The sequence below is a fragment of the Streptomyces sp. NPDC028928 genome (genome assembly GCF_055564915.1).
In genome coordinates, this window is sequence record NZ_JBVHVI010000007.1 from 331,510 (window position 1) to 346,219 (window position 14,710).

Here is a 14,710-nt window from a genome sequence, read left to right on the forward strand (position 1 = left end):
AGCGGTGCTTGTGGAAGTCGGAGCCGTGGTCGGCGTATAGGCCTCACACCCCTCGTATGCGGGGGGCAGCGTCGAGAAAGGCGTGCAGCTGGGTCACGTCGTGCCGGTTCCCGCCAGTAAGCGACACAGCGAGCAGGGCGCCGCGGCGATCGACGAGCACGTGGTGGGGGAATCCGGACGGCCTTGGTCGACCGGCGACAGCCCGACATGGTCCCGCCCTTTAACCGACCTCCGTATCTCGACTCGCCACGGGGCCCGGCAGTCTAATTTTCGGATCAGAGGACGGCGCATAACGCCAGAGCGAATCAGGGCTCTATGTGGCCGATTTCATGTAGATGAGGATGCGATTTCCGCCAATGGTCGCCCGCCACAGAATCACTATTTTGTGGCCCACGTCACTGGTTGATCTGGGACTCTTTGCATTCTCCGGGGTGCGATGGCCGTTTCGTGAGGCCTAGACCTTCCCTCGAACTCCTGTTTACCGTCTGTGCATGCCGACAGACGTCCCCGGCGCGGGCTGACGAGTCCGGCGGGCCCTTGTACGCAGGGCCCGCCCGGCCTCTTCCCAGGCTTGGCCTCCCAACCTCATTTCCGCTCCACCGTGCGCTCGGCATACACGCGGACCACCGCAGCGAAGGACGTAGGACACGATGAACGGCAGATCGAGCAGGCGCTTCGCAAAGCTCCGGCGACGCCTCGCATTGGCTTCGGCCACGGTGATGATGGCCACGCTCCTGCAGGGAGTGACGCAGCCGGCTCTTGCCGCGGATAACAGCAAGGGGCGGCCCGCCCTGCCCAGTTCCGAGCGACCGGTCGCCACCACAACAGGCAAGGTCAAGCCGCGCACCCTGATGAAGGGGCCGCGGACCCCGAAGGCAGTGCCCGATGCCGCCTGGCCCAAGGCAGCGACCACTGTGCTGCACTTCCCGCCGCGGACGCAAAGCGTCCCACGGCGTCCGTCCGTGCCGAAGGCCTGCCACTGACGCTAAACGCCCAGGGCAGTGCGACGAAAAAGCCCTTCAGGGGGGACGTCGAGGCTCGCCTCCTTAGCCACAATGTGGCGCAGAAAGCCGGCGTCGACGGACTGCTTTTCGCCCTGAAGCCCAGGACCGAGACGAAGGCTGGGCAGTCGGGCAACGTCCAGGCCCACCTCAACTACTCACGCTTTGCCGACGCCTACGGTGGCGGCTACGCCTCCCGCCTCACCGTAGTCCAGCTCCCTGCCTGCGTACTCACCGCACCGCACAAGTCCGCCTGCCGCTCCAGCAAGCCCGTCACTACGGTCAATGACGCGGAAAAGCAGACGCTGACCGCGCAGAACGTGACTCTGAACGCCGGTTCGGCCACGGTGCTCGCGGCTATTTCCGGCACCCAGAGCAACAAGGGAGACTACAAGGCGACCTCTCTTTCGCCCTCGGCGACCTGGAAAACGAGCCTTAACACCGGCGACTTCACCTGGTCCTACGGCATGCCGACCCCCAACGTCCCAGGCCGCCTGGCGCCCCAGATAGGCCTGTCCTACTCCTCCGCATCAATCGACGGACGCACGGCCAACACCAACAACCAGGCCTCCTGGGTGGGGGACGGCTTCGAGCTGTGGCCCGGCTACATCGAACGCCGCTACAAACCATGCTCCGACGACGGTGTCAAGCACGCGGACGGCAGCAAGCCCGCCGACCTGTGCTGGGGCTACGACAACGCACTGGATTCCCGTCGACAGTCCCGACTGCCGTCGCACGGTCACGCTGAGCTGGGGCACCGGCGGCCCTCTCCCGGCCGCTGCCCGGAAGTTGCGCACCACCCTCACCGGCTGGGACTGGAACCGGGAGCGGGGTGCCGGCGAAGGCGGCGGCCCTCTTGCAGGACCGTGAAAAAACCCGACGGAGCGGCAGCCGCCTGGCCTACAGTGTTGTGCGAGTGGACATGAATGACACGAGTGCGCGAATGAACATCGCCGACTGCGTAATCGCCTACGCGGTCCTGGCTGACGCGAGCAACGCCTGCGACGCAGTCGACGAGGTCGTCGTAGCCGCGGACAGTTGGAGAACGGCCACCGATCTCATGCGGGCCTGCGGGTACCAGAAGGTACCCAGACGCCCGGCCCGCCGGACCGTCGTCCGTGGCGCGTTGGACGCGGCGTTCGCGGCGCCAGGCACCGTGTTCCGCAGGCGGGTCGGAACGAACGCGCCATGGACCCCGGCCGCGGAGAGGGGGGACTGAGCACTCCTCCCCGGTTACCGCCTCGCCACGTGGGACACGGCACTCTTCTGTACCTGCGGGCTCGGTGCGATCAGCGATGCGGGTCCGGATGACCCGTGACGGTCACGAGACGGCGGTCCGGAGCCAGGGTGTGCACCTGCCCGCGAGTGCGTCTCATGGGGTCAGCTCCTCCTGGTGGCCGCCGCGCCACTCGACGAGCAGGACGGTGGCGTCGTCGGTGAGCCGCCCGTCGTTGTGGTCCATGACAGCCGCCATGAGCCGGCGCAAGGTTTCGTGCACGGTGTGGCGGCCTGCGTGGTGGCGGCGGATGAAGTCGGTGAACCGGTCCCGGCCGAACTCGGCACCGTGAGTGTCACGGGCCTCGGTGATCCCGTCGGTGTACAGCAGCAGGCGGTCGCCGGGCTGCAGTTGTTCGGTGGATTCCGTCACCGGCAGACGGAGATCGGTACCCATGGGACCGGCCGGCGGACAGGTCAACTCGATGGTCCAGCGGTTGTCACGGATGAGGACCGGCAGGTGATGGCCGCGGTTGATCCAGGTCAGCCGTCCGCTCGCCATGTCGAGGTCCGCCAGGATGCCGGTGACGTAGCGGCTGGTGCTGAACTGCTCCAGCAGCACGTGCTCCACCTGCTCACTGGTCTCGGCCAGCGACGCACCCTGGCGGCGGGCGTTGCGGCAGGCGGCCACGGCGACGTTCGCGGTGATACCGGCCGTCGTGTCGTGGCCCATGGCGTCGAAGACGCTCAGATGCAGCGTGGTGCCGGCAACGGCGTAGTCGAAGGCGTCACCGCCGACCTGATAGGCCGGTTCCATCACCGCACCGACCGTGACCTCGTGTCCGGAATAGGCGGAAGGCGGGGTGAGGTTCCACTGCATCTCGGCGGCGACGTTCATCGCCTCGGTCCGCACCAGCCGCGCGTAGGAATCGCTGAAGGAGCGCTTGCTGAGCAGCAGCAGAGCCGTCGTCGACGCCAGATCGCGCAGGGCGTCACGGGTCGGCTCGTCATCGGTGCCGGTGTCTGTGTCGGCCCGGAGCACACCCAGACGCTCCACACCGTCGGTGACGGCCACCCACCACCGCCGTCGCCCGTCCGGCCTCCCGCTCCACCCCGACTCGGCGAGCACATCCACCCGCTGGTACGCCTGACCGGGCAGACTGCCCTGGACGGTGAACTCCTGTCCTCCGCCCGCCGCGTCGCCCCCCTTGCCGGTGAGCCGACGCAGCACCGTCTCACGGATGTCGACGACGTAGACGGCGACGTCGTACAGCCCGGCGCCGGCAGCGTGCTCCGCGATCAGGTCCGGAAGCTGCTCCAGCGTGGCGGTATGACCGGCCTCCATCATCCGCACCATCGCCAGCGCGGCCACGGCCCTGTCAACCACGGTGGGCCTCCTCACTTCGTCGGCAGGGTCCCGCGGGCGGCGCCGCGCACGGTCTGGACCACCTCGCGCGCCGGAACGGACGGCCCCCGACACCCTGCGGCCGCCGTTACGCCCCCAGCGTCCCCCAGGGGGCCTTCCCGGGCGGTGAACTCGACCGCCTCGTTCACCCGCACGACGCCCTCGCCCTGACCCGCTTGACACGCTGATCACAGAGCCACGCCGGGTGACCACCGGTGGTGACCGGAGCAGCGGCCTCGCCACACGCGCGCTCTCCCGCCCGGACGGCTGCGCGCCGGGAGCCGCCCGGCCGCTCGGCCCGGCACGACCGGGAGTGCCGCCGGCTCAGGGTTCTGCCCGGCTCTCGTCCGGGCCGCTCACCACGGTGAGCAGGTCGTCCCGCGCGGCCAGGGCGTCCAGGGAGAGCGTGCGGTAGCCGACTTCGTCGAAGAGCACGGTGATGCGGTCCCCTTCCTCGCTCAACACGGTGCCGCGGCCCCACTCGCCGTGCTGTACCGCGGCGCCGGGCGGATAGGCGCCGGCGTCCGGATGCCGGCCGGTGCTCGTCGTGTCGCTGTCGCCGCTCTCCTGCTCGTTCTCGTCGCACATGTCGCAGTTGCCGCAGGGGGCCTCGTACTCCTCGCCGAAGTAGCCCAGGAGGAAGCGCCGCCGGCAGCCGGTGGTCTCGGCGTACGCCCGTGCCATGTCCACTCGCGAGCGGTCCATGCGCTTGTGGGCCTCGGCGGTGTCCACGGCGCGCCGCACCGCGCGTGACGGTGGCGTGCCCCGGACCGGACGGATGGCGCCCGACGCGTCCGTGACCAGGGCACCGGCTTCCTCCAGCAGGTTGACGGCCGTGGTGACCCTGGCGCGCGACATGTCGGTGTCCCGTCGCAGTCCGGCGATGTCCGGTGGCGCGTCACGGTGGGCGTGGACCGCCCGTACGACCGCGTCCACGGCCTCCGGACGGGGCGTGCGGCTGCTGAAGTAGGCCTGCAGCCCCGTGTCCTCGGTGCGGTAGTGCAGGACGGCGAGGGCGGGCCGTCCGTCGCGGCCGCAGCGCCCGATCTCCTGGTAGTAGGCGTCCAGGGAGCCCGGCAGCGACGCGTGCAGCACGAACCGCACGTTCTCCTTGTCGATGCCCATCCCGAAGGCCGAGGTCGCCACCACGACATCCAGGTCACCGCGGAGGAACGCCTCGTGGATCCGACGGCGTTCGGCGGCGCGCAGGCCCGCGTGGTAGGCGCCGGCGGCAAGACCGAGGGAGGCCAGCTCCGCGGCGTAGGACTCGCTGTCCTTGCGCGTCGCCGCGTAGACGATGCCGGGCTTGGGAGCGGCTGCGGCATCCTCGACCACGCGGGACCGCCGTTCGGTGTCGTCGAGGTGGCGGCGCACCTCGAGCCTGATGCCCGGACGGTCGAATCCGGTGACGAGCTGCCGCGGCCGGTCCATGCCGAGCCGTACGACGATGTCCTGCCGTACCGGAGGCGCGGCGGTCGCCGTGAGCGCGAGGACGGGCGGCCGGCCCAGCCGTCGTACCGCCTGGGCCAGGCGCAGGTAGTCGGGCCGGAAATCATGGCCCCACGAGGACACGCACTGGGCCTCGTCCACCACGAGAAGGGCCGGGTGCGCCTCGGCCAGCCGCTGTACGACCTCGTCCTTGGCCAGTTGCTCCGGGGACAGGTAGACATAGCGCACCGAACCCTCGCGCACCGCTGCCCAGACATCCTCGGTCTCGGCCGCGCCGAGGTCGGAGTTGACGGCGACGGCGCCCGGGACGCGGTCGCCGCCGGGCAGCCCCGCGATCTGGTCCCGCTGCAGGGCCAGCAGCGGTGACACGACGACGACCGGCCGGGACAGCAGCAGGCCGGGAACCTGGTACACGGCGGACTTGCCCGATCCGGTCGGCATGACGACGAGACAGTCCCGTCCCTCCAGCACCCACTCCATGGCGGTGAGCTGCTCGGGACGCAGCTCCTTCCAGCCGAACACCTCGGCGGCCGTCTCGCGCAGCCGCCCGGCCCACCGTCTGCGGGCCGGTGGTCCTTCCCCGGTCATGGCACGCTCCTCGCACGGTGGCAGGCCGTCCTGGGTACCCCCGCCCCCGGCCGAGTACCCCGGGCACGGCGGTCAGCCGCTCAGGTGCCGTTGCAACCAGTCGGCGGCGGCACGACGGAAGAACCGGCGGTTGTCGGCGCGGAGGAACTCGTGGCCTTCGTCGAGCAGCGTGAGCAGTTCGGCGGTCACACCGCGCTCGCGCGCCGCCCGGACGAACTGCTCCGACTCCCGCGGCGGCACATTGGTGTCGTGCTCCCCGTGCACGGCGAGCACCGGTGCCCGCAGCGCGTCGATACGGCTCATCGGTGACAGCGCCCGCAGCAGTTCACGGTCGCGTTCGGGATGGCCGTACTTGTGGGCCGCCGACTGGGCGATCCAGGGTTCGGTGCCCTCGAAGAACGTCGCGAGGTCCGACATGCCGCAGACCGCGACTCCGGTGCGGAAGAGGTCCGGGTGCCAGACCAGGGAGGCGAACGTGAGATAGCCGCCGTACGAACGGCCCATCACCGCCAGCCGGGCGGGATCGGCCGGGCCGGCCAGCACCGCGTGGGCGGCGCAGTCCGCCACGTCGTCGATCGCGGCGAACCGTCCTCTTCCCAGGTCCGCGTCGACGAACGACCGGCCGTATCCGGAGGAGCCACGCACGTCGGGTGCGAAGACATCGAGTCCTCGCCCGAGGATCTCGTGGTACAGCGGATTGAGGACGGGGCGTTCCTGGTCCTCGGGGCCGCCGTGCAGATGGATGACGCAGGGCGCCGGTTCGCCGGGGCCGCGGCCCGGCGCGCGGTAGTACCAGCCGTTCAGCGGCAGCCCGTCCCGGGCGGTGGGACGCAGGGGGACCGGTCGCACGGGCGGGCGACCCGGGGGAACGGCTTCCTCGTCGCGTGACGACCACGGGGTGCGCACCGGGGTCGCGCCGTCGGGCAGCCACCAGATGCCGGGACGACGGCGGGACCCGGACAGGGCCAGCAGCAGCCGGGGGCCGGCGTCCGTGATGCGGGTGACCACCTCGTGCGGCAGGGACACGGGCCGGGACGGGCCCGTGTCCGCCCTGGGCCGAGCGGACGCGTCCCGGCCCCGCCCGGCCCGACCGGACGCGCCGGCGTCTGCCCCCGGCCGACCGGCCTCACTCGTGTCCAGGACCTCCACCTCGCTCACGCCCCGGACGTTCCAGGCGAGCACGGCCGAAGCGCCGTCACGGGCACACCGCAGCAGCTCCAGGTCGCTGCCCTCACGCGAGGCACCGACCGACCAGCCGCGCGGTCGCCCGTCCGGGTCGAGGTCCGCGGCGAGAAGGACCGCGAACTCCCGGTGGGCGTTGCTGCGCAGCCACAGGGTCTCCGCGCGGGGTGAGAAGCCGCCGATCCACGGGTCCCCGTCGGCCACCGGCATCACACAGGTCGTCACCAGGTCGGCGGTGCGCAGCACGACCGCCTCGCGCCGGCCGCGGGGTCCCCGGCGCAGCAGCGCGAGCGCGCCGTCCCGGCTGAGATCGCACACGCGGAGCGTCGCCGCGTCCTTCTCGACGGCGAGCAGGACGGGGGCGGCGACACCGTCGGGGTCGATGAGGTACGCCGACAGTCCGTCACCGAATCCGGCTGCCGGGGCGGTCCTGCCGCCCGGTGCGCCGATCGCCGTCGTCTCCACGGTGAGCAGGGGCGACGGCAGTCCGGGTCCAGGGTCCGTGTGGGCTGCCGGACCGAGGAGCTGCGTGTCGCCCGTCCGGCCCTGCCAGGGCGCCGGCAGCAGGCCGTCGGCCGGGCCGGGGCCGGGCGGACCGGCCTCCGCCGTGGCGTCCGGGGCGGGTACGGCGGTGGGGACCGCGACGGTGACCGCGACCGCCGACCCGTCGTGCGCCCAGCAGCCCAGGTGGGCGGAGCTGCCCGGCTCGGCTCCGGCGAGGATGTGCCGGTCGCTGCCGTCGGGGCGGACACACAGCACCCGTGTGTGCTCACCGCCGCCGGGGGCCGTGGTGTAGGCGATCCAGCGGCCGTCGGGCGACCAGGCCACCTCCGTCACGGGGTCCGGTCCGTCGTCGAGCAGGTGTACGGCCGTTCCGTCGACGGGCCCCGTCCAGAGCTGCGGCACACCGCCTCGGTCGCAGATGAAGGCGACCTGTGTGCCGGCCGGGTCGGCCGAGGGGTACCAGCAGCCGTGCGCGATGAGCCGGGTCGTCGCCTCGCGCGGCCCGGAGGCGTTCGGCAGCGGGACGCGGGCGGGTGCGGCGAACGCGGCGGTACGGCCGTCCGGGGCCGGCGGGGGCGGCGGGGCGGTCCGCTGGGGGTGGGTGGTGGAAGGCCGCTCGGCGCCGGCCGTGCCGCTGTCGGGCGGCCGTACCGCGAGGGGTTCCCCGGTCAGATTCCGTGCGTCTGCAGCCATATCTCCAGCAAAGCCACTTGCCACAGTGCGTTCGCTCCGCGCTTGGTGCGGTGTCGGTCGGGGGCCGCCAGGAGTTCGGCGACGTAGGAGTCCCGGAAGAGGCCGCGCCGCTTCGCCTCGGGGGCGCCCAGCGCCTCACGCACCCTGTCCAGGACGGGTCCGGCCATGTGGGTGATCGCCGGGACCGGGAAATAGCCCTTGGGACGGTCGACCACCTCGCGGGGCAGCAGTTTGCGGCCGGCCTCCTTCAGGACGCCCTTCCCGCCGTCGGCCAGCTTCAGTTCCGGCGGGCACGCGGCCGCCAGCTCGACCAGTTCGTGGTCCAGGAACGGCACGCGGGCCTCCAGGCCCCAGTCCATCGTCATGTTGTCGACCCGCTTGACCGGGTCGTCCACCAGCATGACATGGGTGTCGAGGCGCAGGGCGGCGTCGAGCGCCGTCTCGGCCCCCGGCACCGCCATGTGCTCCCGGACGAACCGGCCGGAGACGTCGTCCCGCGGCAGCATGTCCGGTTGCAGCATCGCGGCGAGGTCGGCGTGCGGCCGGTCGAAGTACGTCTCGGCGTATCTGTCCGGCTCGTCCTCGCGGGCCACGGAGGCCAGTTCCGGGTACCAGCGGTAGCCGGCGAAGACCTCGTCGGCGCCCTGCCCGCTCTGGACCACCTTGACGCTCTTGGAGACCTCCTCGGACAGCAGGTGGAAGGCGACCACGTCGTGGCTCATCATGGGCTCGCTCATCGCCGCGACCGCCGCGTCCAGGGCCGTCGACACGCGCTGCGAGGGAACCACCAGCTGCCGGTGATCGGTGGCGAACTCCCTCGCCACCAGGTCGGAGTAGCGGAACTCGTCCCCCTCGTCGCCGCCTTCCGCCTCGAAGCCCACGCTGAACGTCGCCAGGTCCCGCTGCCCCTCGTCGGCCAGCAGGGCCACGATCAGGCTGGAATCCAGTCCTCCGGACAGCAGGACACCGACCGGGACGTCGGCGACCATCCGCCGCCGTACGGCGGTGCGCAGCGCGTCCAGCACCGCGTCCCGCCACTCGGCGGGGCCCATGCCGGCGTGCTCCGGGCGGCGCGTGTACGACGGCTGCCAGTAGCGGCGTTCCCGGTAGGTGCCGTCCGGCTCGACGACCCGCACGGTGGCCGGGAGGAGCTTGCGCACCCCCGCCAGCACGGTCCGGGGTGCGGCCACGGTCGCGTGCCAGCTGAGGTACTGGTGGACGGCGGCCGGGTCCAGCGAGGTGTCGACGTCTCCGGCCGCGAGCAGCGCGGGCAGCGAGGAGGCGAAGCGCAGCCGCCCGGGCGTCTGTGCCAGGTACAGGGGCTTGATGCCCAGCCGGTCGCGGCCCAGGATCAGACGGCCGGTCCGGTGCTCGACGAGGGCGAAGGCGAACATGCCGTAGAAGCGGTCGACACAGGCGGTACCCCACTGCCGGTACGCCGCGAGGACGACCTCCGTGTCGGAGGTGGACCGGAAACGGTGGCCCAGGGCCGACAGCTCCGCGCGGAGTTCCTTGTAGTTGTAGATGCACCCGTTGAAGACGCCGGTGATCTCCTGCTCGGTGTCGGTCAGAGGCTGGGCCCCGCGCTCGGAGAGGTCGATGATCTTCAGACGGCGGTGCCCCAGCGCTACGGCGTCCCGTGACCAGATCCCTTCGCCGTCGGGTCCGCGGGCGGCGAGCCGGTCGTTCATGCGCTCGACGGCGGCCAGGTCGGGACGCGTGCCGTCGAAGCGCATCTCTCCGCTCAGGCCGCACATCCGGAACCACCTCCCCCCTGCGCGTACGGGTCGCACGGGGTGTGCGGCGGTGAGGTGCGCGGCGGGCCGTCCGCCGGTATGTGGCCGGGACTGATGGACACGGTGGTGCTCCTCCTTCACGACAAGAGTGTGTACGGGATGTGGCGCGGGCTCAGCGGCCGGCGATCCTGGCCCGGGCGGCCCCGGAGGGGTGGGCGGCGGGCCGCCCCGGGGAGGTGAGGTGCCGGGCGGGGGCAGCGGACCGTCGGCGCGCGTGGTCATCGCCCCGGGTCTCCGCGATCGCCAGATCGGTGCAGGCGAGCAGGTCCTCCTCCGCGGCGGTGCGGCGCATGCGGTGGGCGGCGCTGCCGGTCGCGAGCGCCCGCTCCGCGAGGTCCCGGACCGTGTCCCAGTCCCCGACGGCCTCCAGCGCCGGGCGGACCCGCCTCAGCAGGAGCCGGACGACCTGGGCGGCGGGTGCCTCGTGGCGGGTCTCGGGATCGATCAGGGCCCCTTCCAGGCCCGACCGCGCGGCCCGCCAGGCAGCGGCGCGCAACCACTCGTGCCGCCCGGCGCAGACGGGCGCGTCCGCCGCCTCCAGCCGCTCGCGGGCCTCGGTCGCCAGGGCGCGGTAGAGCCCGGCGACCAGCACGACCGTTTCCGGTCGGGGGCAGGCGTCGCAGATGCGCAGTTCGAGGGTCTGCTGGTGGGCGGAGGGCCGGATGTCGTAGTAGATCATTCCCGCGTCGCTGATGACACCGGAGTCGATCAGGCACCGCACGGCCGCGTCGTACTCGGCGGCGTCGGCGAAGCATCCCGGCGGGCCCGCGGTGGGCCAGCGCTGCCACACCATGGTCCGCCAGCTGGCATAGCCGGTGTCGGCGCCCAGCCAGAAGGGAGAACTGGCGGAGAGGGCCAGCAGGACGTGCAGCCACGGGGACACCTCGCACATGAGGCGCACGGCCAGGTCGCGGTCGGGCACGTCGACGTGGACGTGGGTTCCGCAGATCAGCTGCTCGTCGGCGATCATGCGGTATTCGTCGACCATGTGGCGATAGCGGCGCCCGGCGGTCGGGCGAGTGTCCTGCGTGCGGGCCAGCGGTACGGTACCGGCGGCCACCACGGCCAGCCCGTGTGCGCTCGCCGTGGCATCGAGCCTGCGTCTGGCACTGATCACGTCGTCGTACAGGCCGGCGAGAGACTCGTGCACACCGCTGTTCGACTCGACGGTCGCCTGCTGCAGTTCGGTCGTGAAGGTGTCGGCGGGGAGCGTTTCCAGCATGGTGTCGGCTCGCGGCGCGAGCAGGCCCGTCTCCACCTCGACGATGTGGAACTCCTCTTCCACTCCGATGCGAACGGTCACGGCACTCCTAAGGTGACGGGCGAACGCTGACTGCCTCACCCGGGAACCGACCCGCCCCGCCGGTCCACCGGAGGCGGGCTGTGCACCTCCGACTTCCCACGAGGCCCGTTACTAAGCAGGAATGCTCCTTGGAGAGCATGACCTCACAGATGAGCACACTGGCCACCCTGGAAGGCGCAGAAGTCGGCGATCCGGCGGAAGGACGTTTGTGCGAGCGCAGACGGTACACACGAGGAGCTAACACAGTCTTTACACGACGAGACGGAGAGGCACATGGGCATCATCGCGTGGATCATCATCGGCTTGCTCGCCGGCGCCATCGCCAAGGCCATCATGCCCGGCAAGGACCCCGGCGGCATCATCATCACCATGCTCATCGGCGTGGCCGGCGGTCTGCTCGGCGGCTGGCTCGGCAAGGTCATCTTCGGCGTCGACTCCATCGACGGGTTCTTCGACCTGTCCACCTGGATCGCCGCGATCGTCGGCTCCCTCATCCTCCTCGCGCTCTACCGCGTCATCACCGGCAACCGGCACTCGCACCGTCACGCATGACCGACGGATGCCGTACCCGTCACGGCAACTCTCCAGGCGGCTCCCACCCTGGTCGGCAGGGGGGAGCCGCCGCCGTGCGGCAGGCCGTCCACGCCTGCTGCAAGGGCGGCGCGGGCGCATGCCGGCGCCGACCGGAACGGACCAGGCGGTACAGCTACCCCACCCTGGACTCCGTCCCCGAGTGACGCCGGCCTCGCCCTGTCGGCCGGGGGTTCAGCCGAGGTCGTCGAAAAGAGCCAGCAGTGTCTGCTCGTCCGTCTCGGGCGCAGGCTGCTCCAGCTGCGGAATCTGCTCGGCCCACACTGTTTTGCCCTGCGGCATGTAGCGGGCACCCCAGCTCTTGGTGAACTGCGCCACGAGGAACAGGCCGCGCCCGCCCTCCTCGGTCGTGGCCGCGCGTCTGATGCGCGGAGAGGTGTTGCTGCCGTCCGAGACCTCGCAGATCAGCGATTCGTCGCGCAGCAACCGCAGGCACACCGGCCCCGGGCCGCCGTACCGCACGGCGTTGGTGACCAACTCGCTGACCACGAGCCCGGTGTTGAAGTCCAGCTCCGACATGCCCCAGGTGGCGAGCTGGGCCCGGGTCAGCGCCCTGGCCCGGGCCACGGCCGCGGGGTCGGACGGGAGTTCCCAGGACGCCACCCGGTCCTCGGGCAGCGCGTGCACACGGGCCAGCAGCAGGGCCACGTCGTCGTACGGGCCGCTGGACAGCAAGGTGTCCGTGACCCGGTCGCAGGTGTCCTCCAGCTCCGGACCGGCGAGCCTCAGGGAGGCCAGCAGTTGCGCGGTGCGCGCTTCGGTGTCCTCGTAGCCGCGGCTCTCCTTCAGCAGGCCGTCGGTGTACATCGTCAGCAGGCTGCCCGCGGGCAGGTCGACGGTGGCGGACTCGTACGGCTGGATCCCGCCGAGGCCGAGGGGCGGACCGGTCGGGAGGTCGATCAGCCGTGCCTCCCCGTCCGGGGTCAGCAGGGCCGGCGGCGGGTGACCGGCGGTCGCCGCCGTACATCGGCAGGACACCGGGTCGTAGATCGCGTACAGGCAGGTCGTCCCCGTTGCCGGGTCCTGTTCGTCGACCTCCTCGTCGGGGGTGCGGCTGACCAGGTCGTCCAGGTGGGCCAGTACCTCCTCGGGCAGCAGGTCCAGACCGGCCAGCGTCCGTACCGCCGTACGCAGCCGGCCCATGGTGGCCGCCGCCTGCAGCCCGTTCCCGGGCACGTCGCCGACGACCAGCGCCACCCGCATACCGGACAGCGGGATCGCGTCGAACCAGTCCCCGCCCACACCTGACCTGGCGTCCGCGGGCAGGTAGCGGGAGGCGAGGCCGACGGTGCTCAGCCGGGGCAGGGCGTGCGGCAGCAGGCTGCGCTGCAGGGTGAGGGAGGCGCGATGCTCGCGGCCGTAGCGGCGGGCGTTGTCCATGCTGATCGCGGCACGGGCCGCCAGCTCGCCCGCCAGCGTCAGGTCGTCCTGCTCGTACGGCCTCGTCCTGCCGCGGCGGTAGAACCCCGCCAGGCCGAGGACGGAGCCCCGCGCGGACAGCGGAGCGCCCAGGTAGGAGTGCTCGCCCGGGCCGAGGAAGCCGACGGGGTGCACCCGGCCGGCCGGGTATCCGGCCAGGGCGGCGGTCACCACCGAGTCCGTGACCGGCTGCCCGCTCTCCAGGCACAGGGCCTGGGGTGTACCGGCGGGGTAGCCGCTCGGCTCGTTCACCCCGCCGCTCGGGAGGCCGGGGGAGTCCTCGCCGGCCCAGGCGGCCACCCGGCGCAGTGGTACGCCGGGGCGCAGCGGCCCGGGCGGTGGCTCCTCACCCGCCAGGACGCTTTCGACCAGGTCGACGACGACCAGGTCGGCGAAGCGCGGCACGCTGATCTCCGCCAGTTGCTCGGCGGTGCGCCGCAGGTCCAGGGTGGTGCCGAGTCGGACACCCGCCTCGTTCAGCAGGGCCAGCCGTCCGCGCGCCTCGGCGGCGAGCCGGCCGACGCCCGGCTCGCCCACGAGCAGCAGCCACGCGTCGGTGGCTCCGGCGGCGGGCGGTTCCGCCGCCTCCGCGGGGCGGTCCGGGAGCGGCGCGCGCGGCCCCCGGACCGCCGTAGCCGGACGTGCCGTACCCGTACCGCCGGTGTCCTCGAAAGTGACCTCGACCGCCGCCCCCTCCGCGTCGCCGTGGTGCAGCTCCCGCCGGCGCAGGACGGCCACGCGACTGCCCGCAAGCGGCACCTCGGCGAGTGCCTCACCGGGCGAGGAGATCAGCTCGACGGCACGCTCCAGCAGGATCAGGCGCTCCTGGGAGGCCAGGCGGGGCGGCGGTCCGCCGCGCAGGGACAGCTCTCCCGAGTCGAGGTCCAGCTCGGCGTGCCCGCCACGCTCCATGGCCCGGCGGAACGAGTGCGTGAGTTCGCGCTCGCGGGCCGTGCCCAGCTCCAGCAGGCGTTCCCCGATGCGTTCGGCGGCGTCCTGCAGGACCAGCGCCATGCCGGGGTCGGCCAGCTCCCTGGGCACGGAGAGGTTGACCGCGCCCCGCACGGTGCCGCCCACCGGGTCGCGCACCGGCGCCGCCATGCAGGTGAGTTCCTTGAGGTCGTGCAGAAAGTGTTCGTGGCCCACGACCACGAACGGCGCCCGGGTGCTGAGCACCATGCTGACGCTGCTGGTTCCCATGAACCGTTCGTCGACATTGGCGCCCGGCACCAGGGAGGCGGCGTCCATCAGTGCCAGACCCGCCGGGTCGCCCCACCGGTCCACGATGTGCGCCCGCGAATCGGCCAGTGTCACGGTCACCGGTACGCCCGAGAACCGTTCGTACAGGCGGGTCAGCACCGGCGCCGCAGCCCTGAGCAGCCGGGAGTCGGGATCCAGGTCGTTCTCGATCGGCAGAGCGGCCCGCTCGCGGTCGATGCCGAGGGACTGTGAGCGCTGCCAGGAAGCGAGGATCTCCGGGCGTACTCCGGAGACCAGCGGTGCCCGGTCGCCCTGATCGCTGCCCGAAGGAGTTGGGTACGACTCCACAGCTCCAGGATAATCG

Annotated in this window: 8 protein-coding genes and 1 pseudogene; 2 read left to right on the forward strand and 7 right to left on the reverse strand. The window is 72.0% G+C overall.

Annotation, left to right across the window (positions count from 1 at the left end; all coding sequences use genetic code 11):
- Positions 1–43: 43 nt before the first annotated feature.
- Positions 44–172: pseudogene (locus tag ACZ4U1_RS19380) on the reverse strand (IS5/IS1182 family transposase); the annotation flags it as partial.
- An 885-nt stretch (positions 173–1,057) separates the two neighbouring features.
- On the opposite strand from ACZ4U1_RS19380, the gene ACZ4U1_RS19385 reads away from it, so the two are divergent.
- On the forward strand, positions 1,058–1,927 hold the full coding sequence (locus ACZ4U1_RS19385) for a hypothetical protein (protein WP_467904627.1): 870 nt from the start codon (positions 1,058–1,060) through the stop codon (positions 1,925–1,927).
- Positions 1,928–2,373: 446 nt separating this feature from the next.
- Here ACZ4U1_RS19385 and ACZ4U1_RS19390 read toward each other — a convergent pair whose 3' ends face one another.
- The 5 genes from ACZ4U1_RS19390 to ACZ4U1_RS19410 all read right to left on the reverse strand — a co-directional run bounded on the left by ACZ4U1_RS19390 (position 2,374) and on the right by ACZ4U1_RS19410 (position 11,136).
- A complete protein-coding gene (locus ACZ4U1_RS19390) occupies positions 2,374–3,573 on the reverse strand; it encodes a PP2C family protein-serine/threonine phosphatase (protein WP_467904744.1) in 1,200 nt (399 codons plus the stop codon).
- Positions 3,574–3,945: 372 nt separating this feature from the next.
- Complete coding sequence (locus tag ACZ4U1_RS19395; protein WP_467904628.1) at positions 3,946–5,658, reverse strand: RecQ family ATP-dependent DNA helicase; 1,713 nt, start codon at positions 5,656–5,658, stop codon at positions 3,946–3,948.
- A 72-nt stretch (positions 5,659–5,730) separates the two neighbouring features.
- Positions 5,731–8,037, reverse strand: a complete 2,307-nt coding sequence (locus ACZ4U1_RS19400) for a S9 family peptidase (RefSeq protein ID WP_467904629.1) — start codon at positions 8,035–8,037, stop codon at positions 5,731–5,733.
- The gene (locus ACZ4U1_RS19405) at positions 8,013–9,794 is read right to left on the reverse strand and encodes an N-acetylglutaminylglutamine amidotransferase (protein ID WP_467904631.1); all 1,782 of its coding nucleotides are present in this window, start codon (positions 9,792–9,794) and stop codon (positions 8,013–8,015) included. Before ACZ4U1_RS19405 ends, ACZ4U1_RS19400 begins: the two co-directional genes overlap by 25 nt.
- Positions 9,795–9,945: 151 nt before the next feature.
- The gene (locus ACZ4U1_RS19410; RefSeq protein ID WP_467904632.1) at positions 9,946–11,136 is read right to left on the reverse strand and encodes a carboxylate-amine ligase; all 1,191 of its coding nucleotides are present in this window, start codon (positions 11,134–11,136) and stop codon (positions 9,946–9,948) included.
- A 273-nt stretch (positions 11,137–11,409) separates the two neighbouring features.
- On the opposite strand from ACZ4U1_RS19410, the gene ACZ4U1_RS19415 reads away from it, so the two are divergent.
- Positions 11,410–11,688, forward strand: coding sequence for a GlsB/YeaQ/YmgE family stress response membrane protein (locus tag ACZ4U1_RS19415; protein ID WP_467395398.1), 279 nt, complete (start codon positions 11,410–11,412; stop codon positions 11,686–11,688).
- A gap of 213 nt (positions 11,689–11,901) precedes the next feature.
- Here ACZ4U1_RS19415 and ACZ4U1_RS19420 read toward each other — a convergent pair whose 3' ends face one another.
- Positions 11,902–14,694, reverse strand: coding sequence for a SpoIIE family protein phosphatase (locus ACZ4U1_RS19420; protein WP_467904634.1), 2,793 nt, complete (start codon positions 14,692–14,694; stop codon positions 11,902–11,904).
- Positions 14,695–14,710: the final 16 nt, after the last annotated feature.

Excerpts from the sequence above, each read along its gene's own strand:
- ACZ4U1_RS19390 (WP_467904744.1), bottom strand. The coding sequence starts at position 3,573 with ATGGTGCGGATGATGGAGGCCGGTCATACCGCCACGCTGGAGCAGCTT.
- ACZ4U1_RS19395 (WP_467904628.1), bottom strand. The coding sequence starts at position 5,658 with ATGACCGGGGAAGGACCACCGGCCCGCAGACGGTGGGCCGGGCGGCTG.
- ACZ4U1_RS19400 (WP_467904629.1), bottom strand. The coding sequence starts at position 8,037 with ATGGCTGCAGACGCACGGAATCTGACCGGGGAACCCCTCGCGGTACGG.
- ACZ4U1_RS19405 (WP_467904631.1), bottom strand. The coding sequence starts at position 9,794 with ATGTGCGGCCTGAGCGGAGAGATGCGCTTCGACGGCACGCGTCCCGAC.
- ACZ4U1_RS19415 (WP_467395398.1), top strand. The coding sequence starts at position 11,410 with ATGGGCATCATCGCGTGGATCATCATCGGCTTGCTCGCCGGCGCCATC.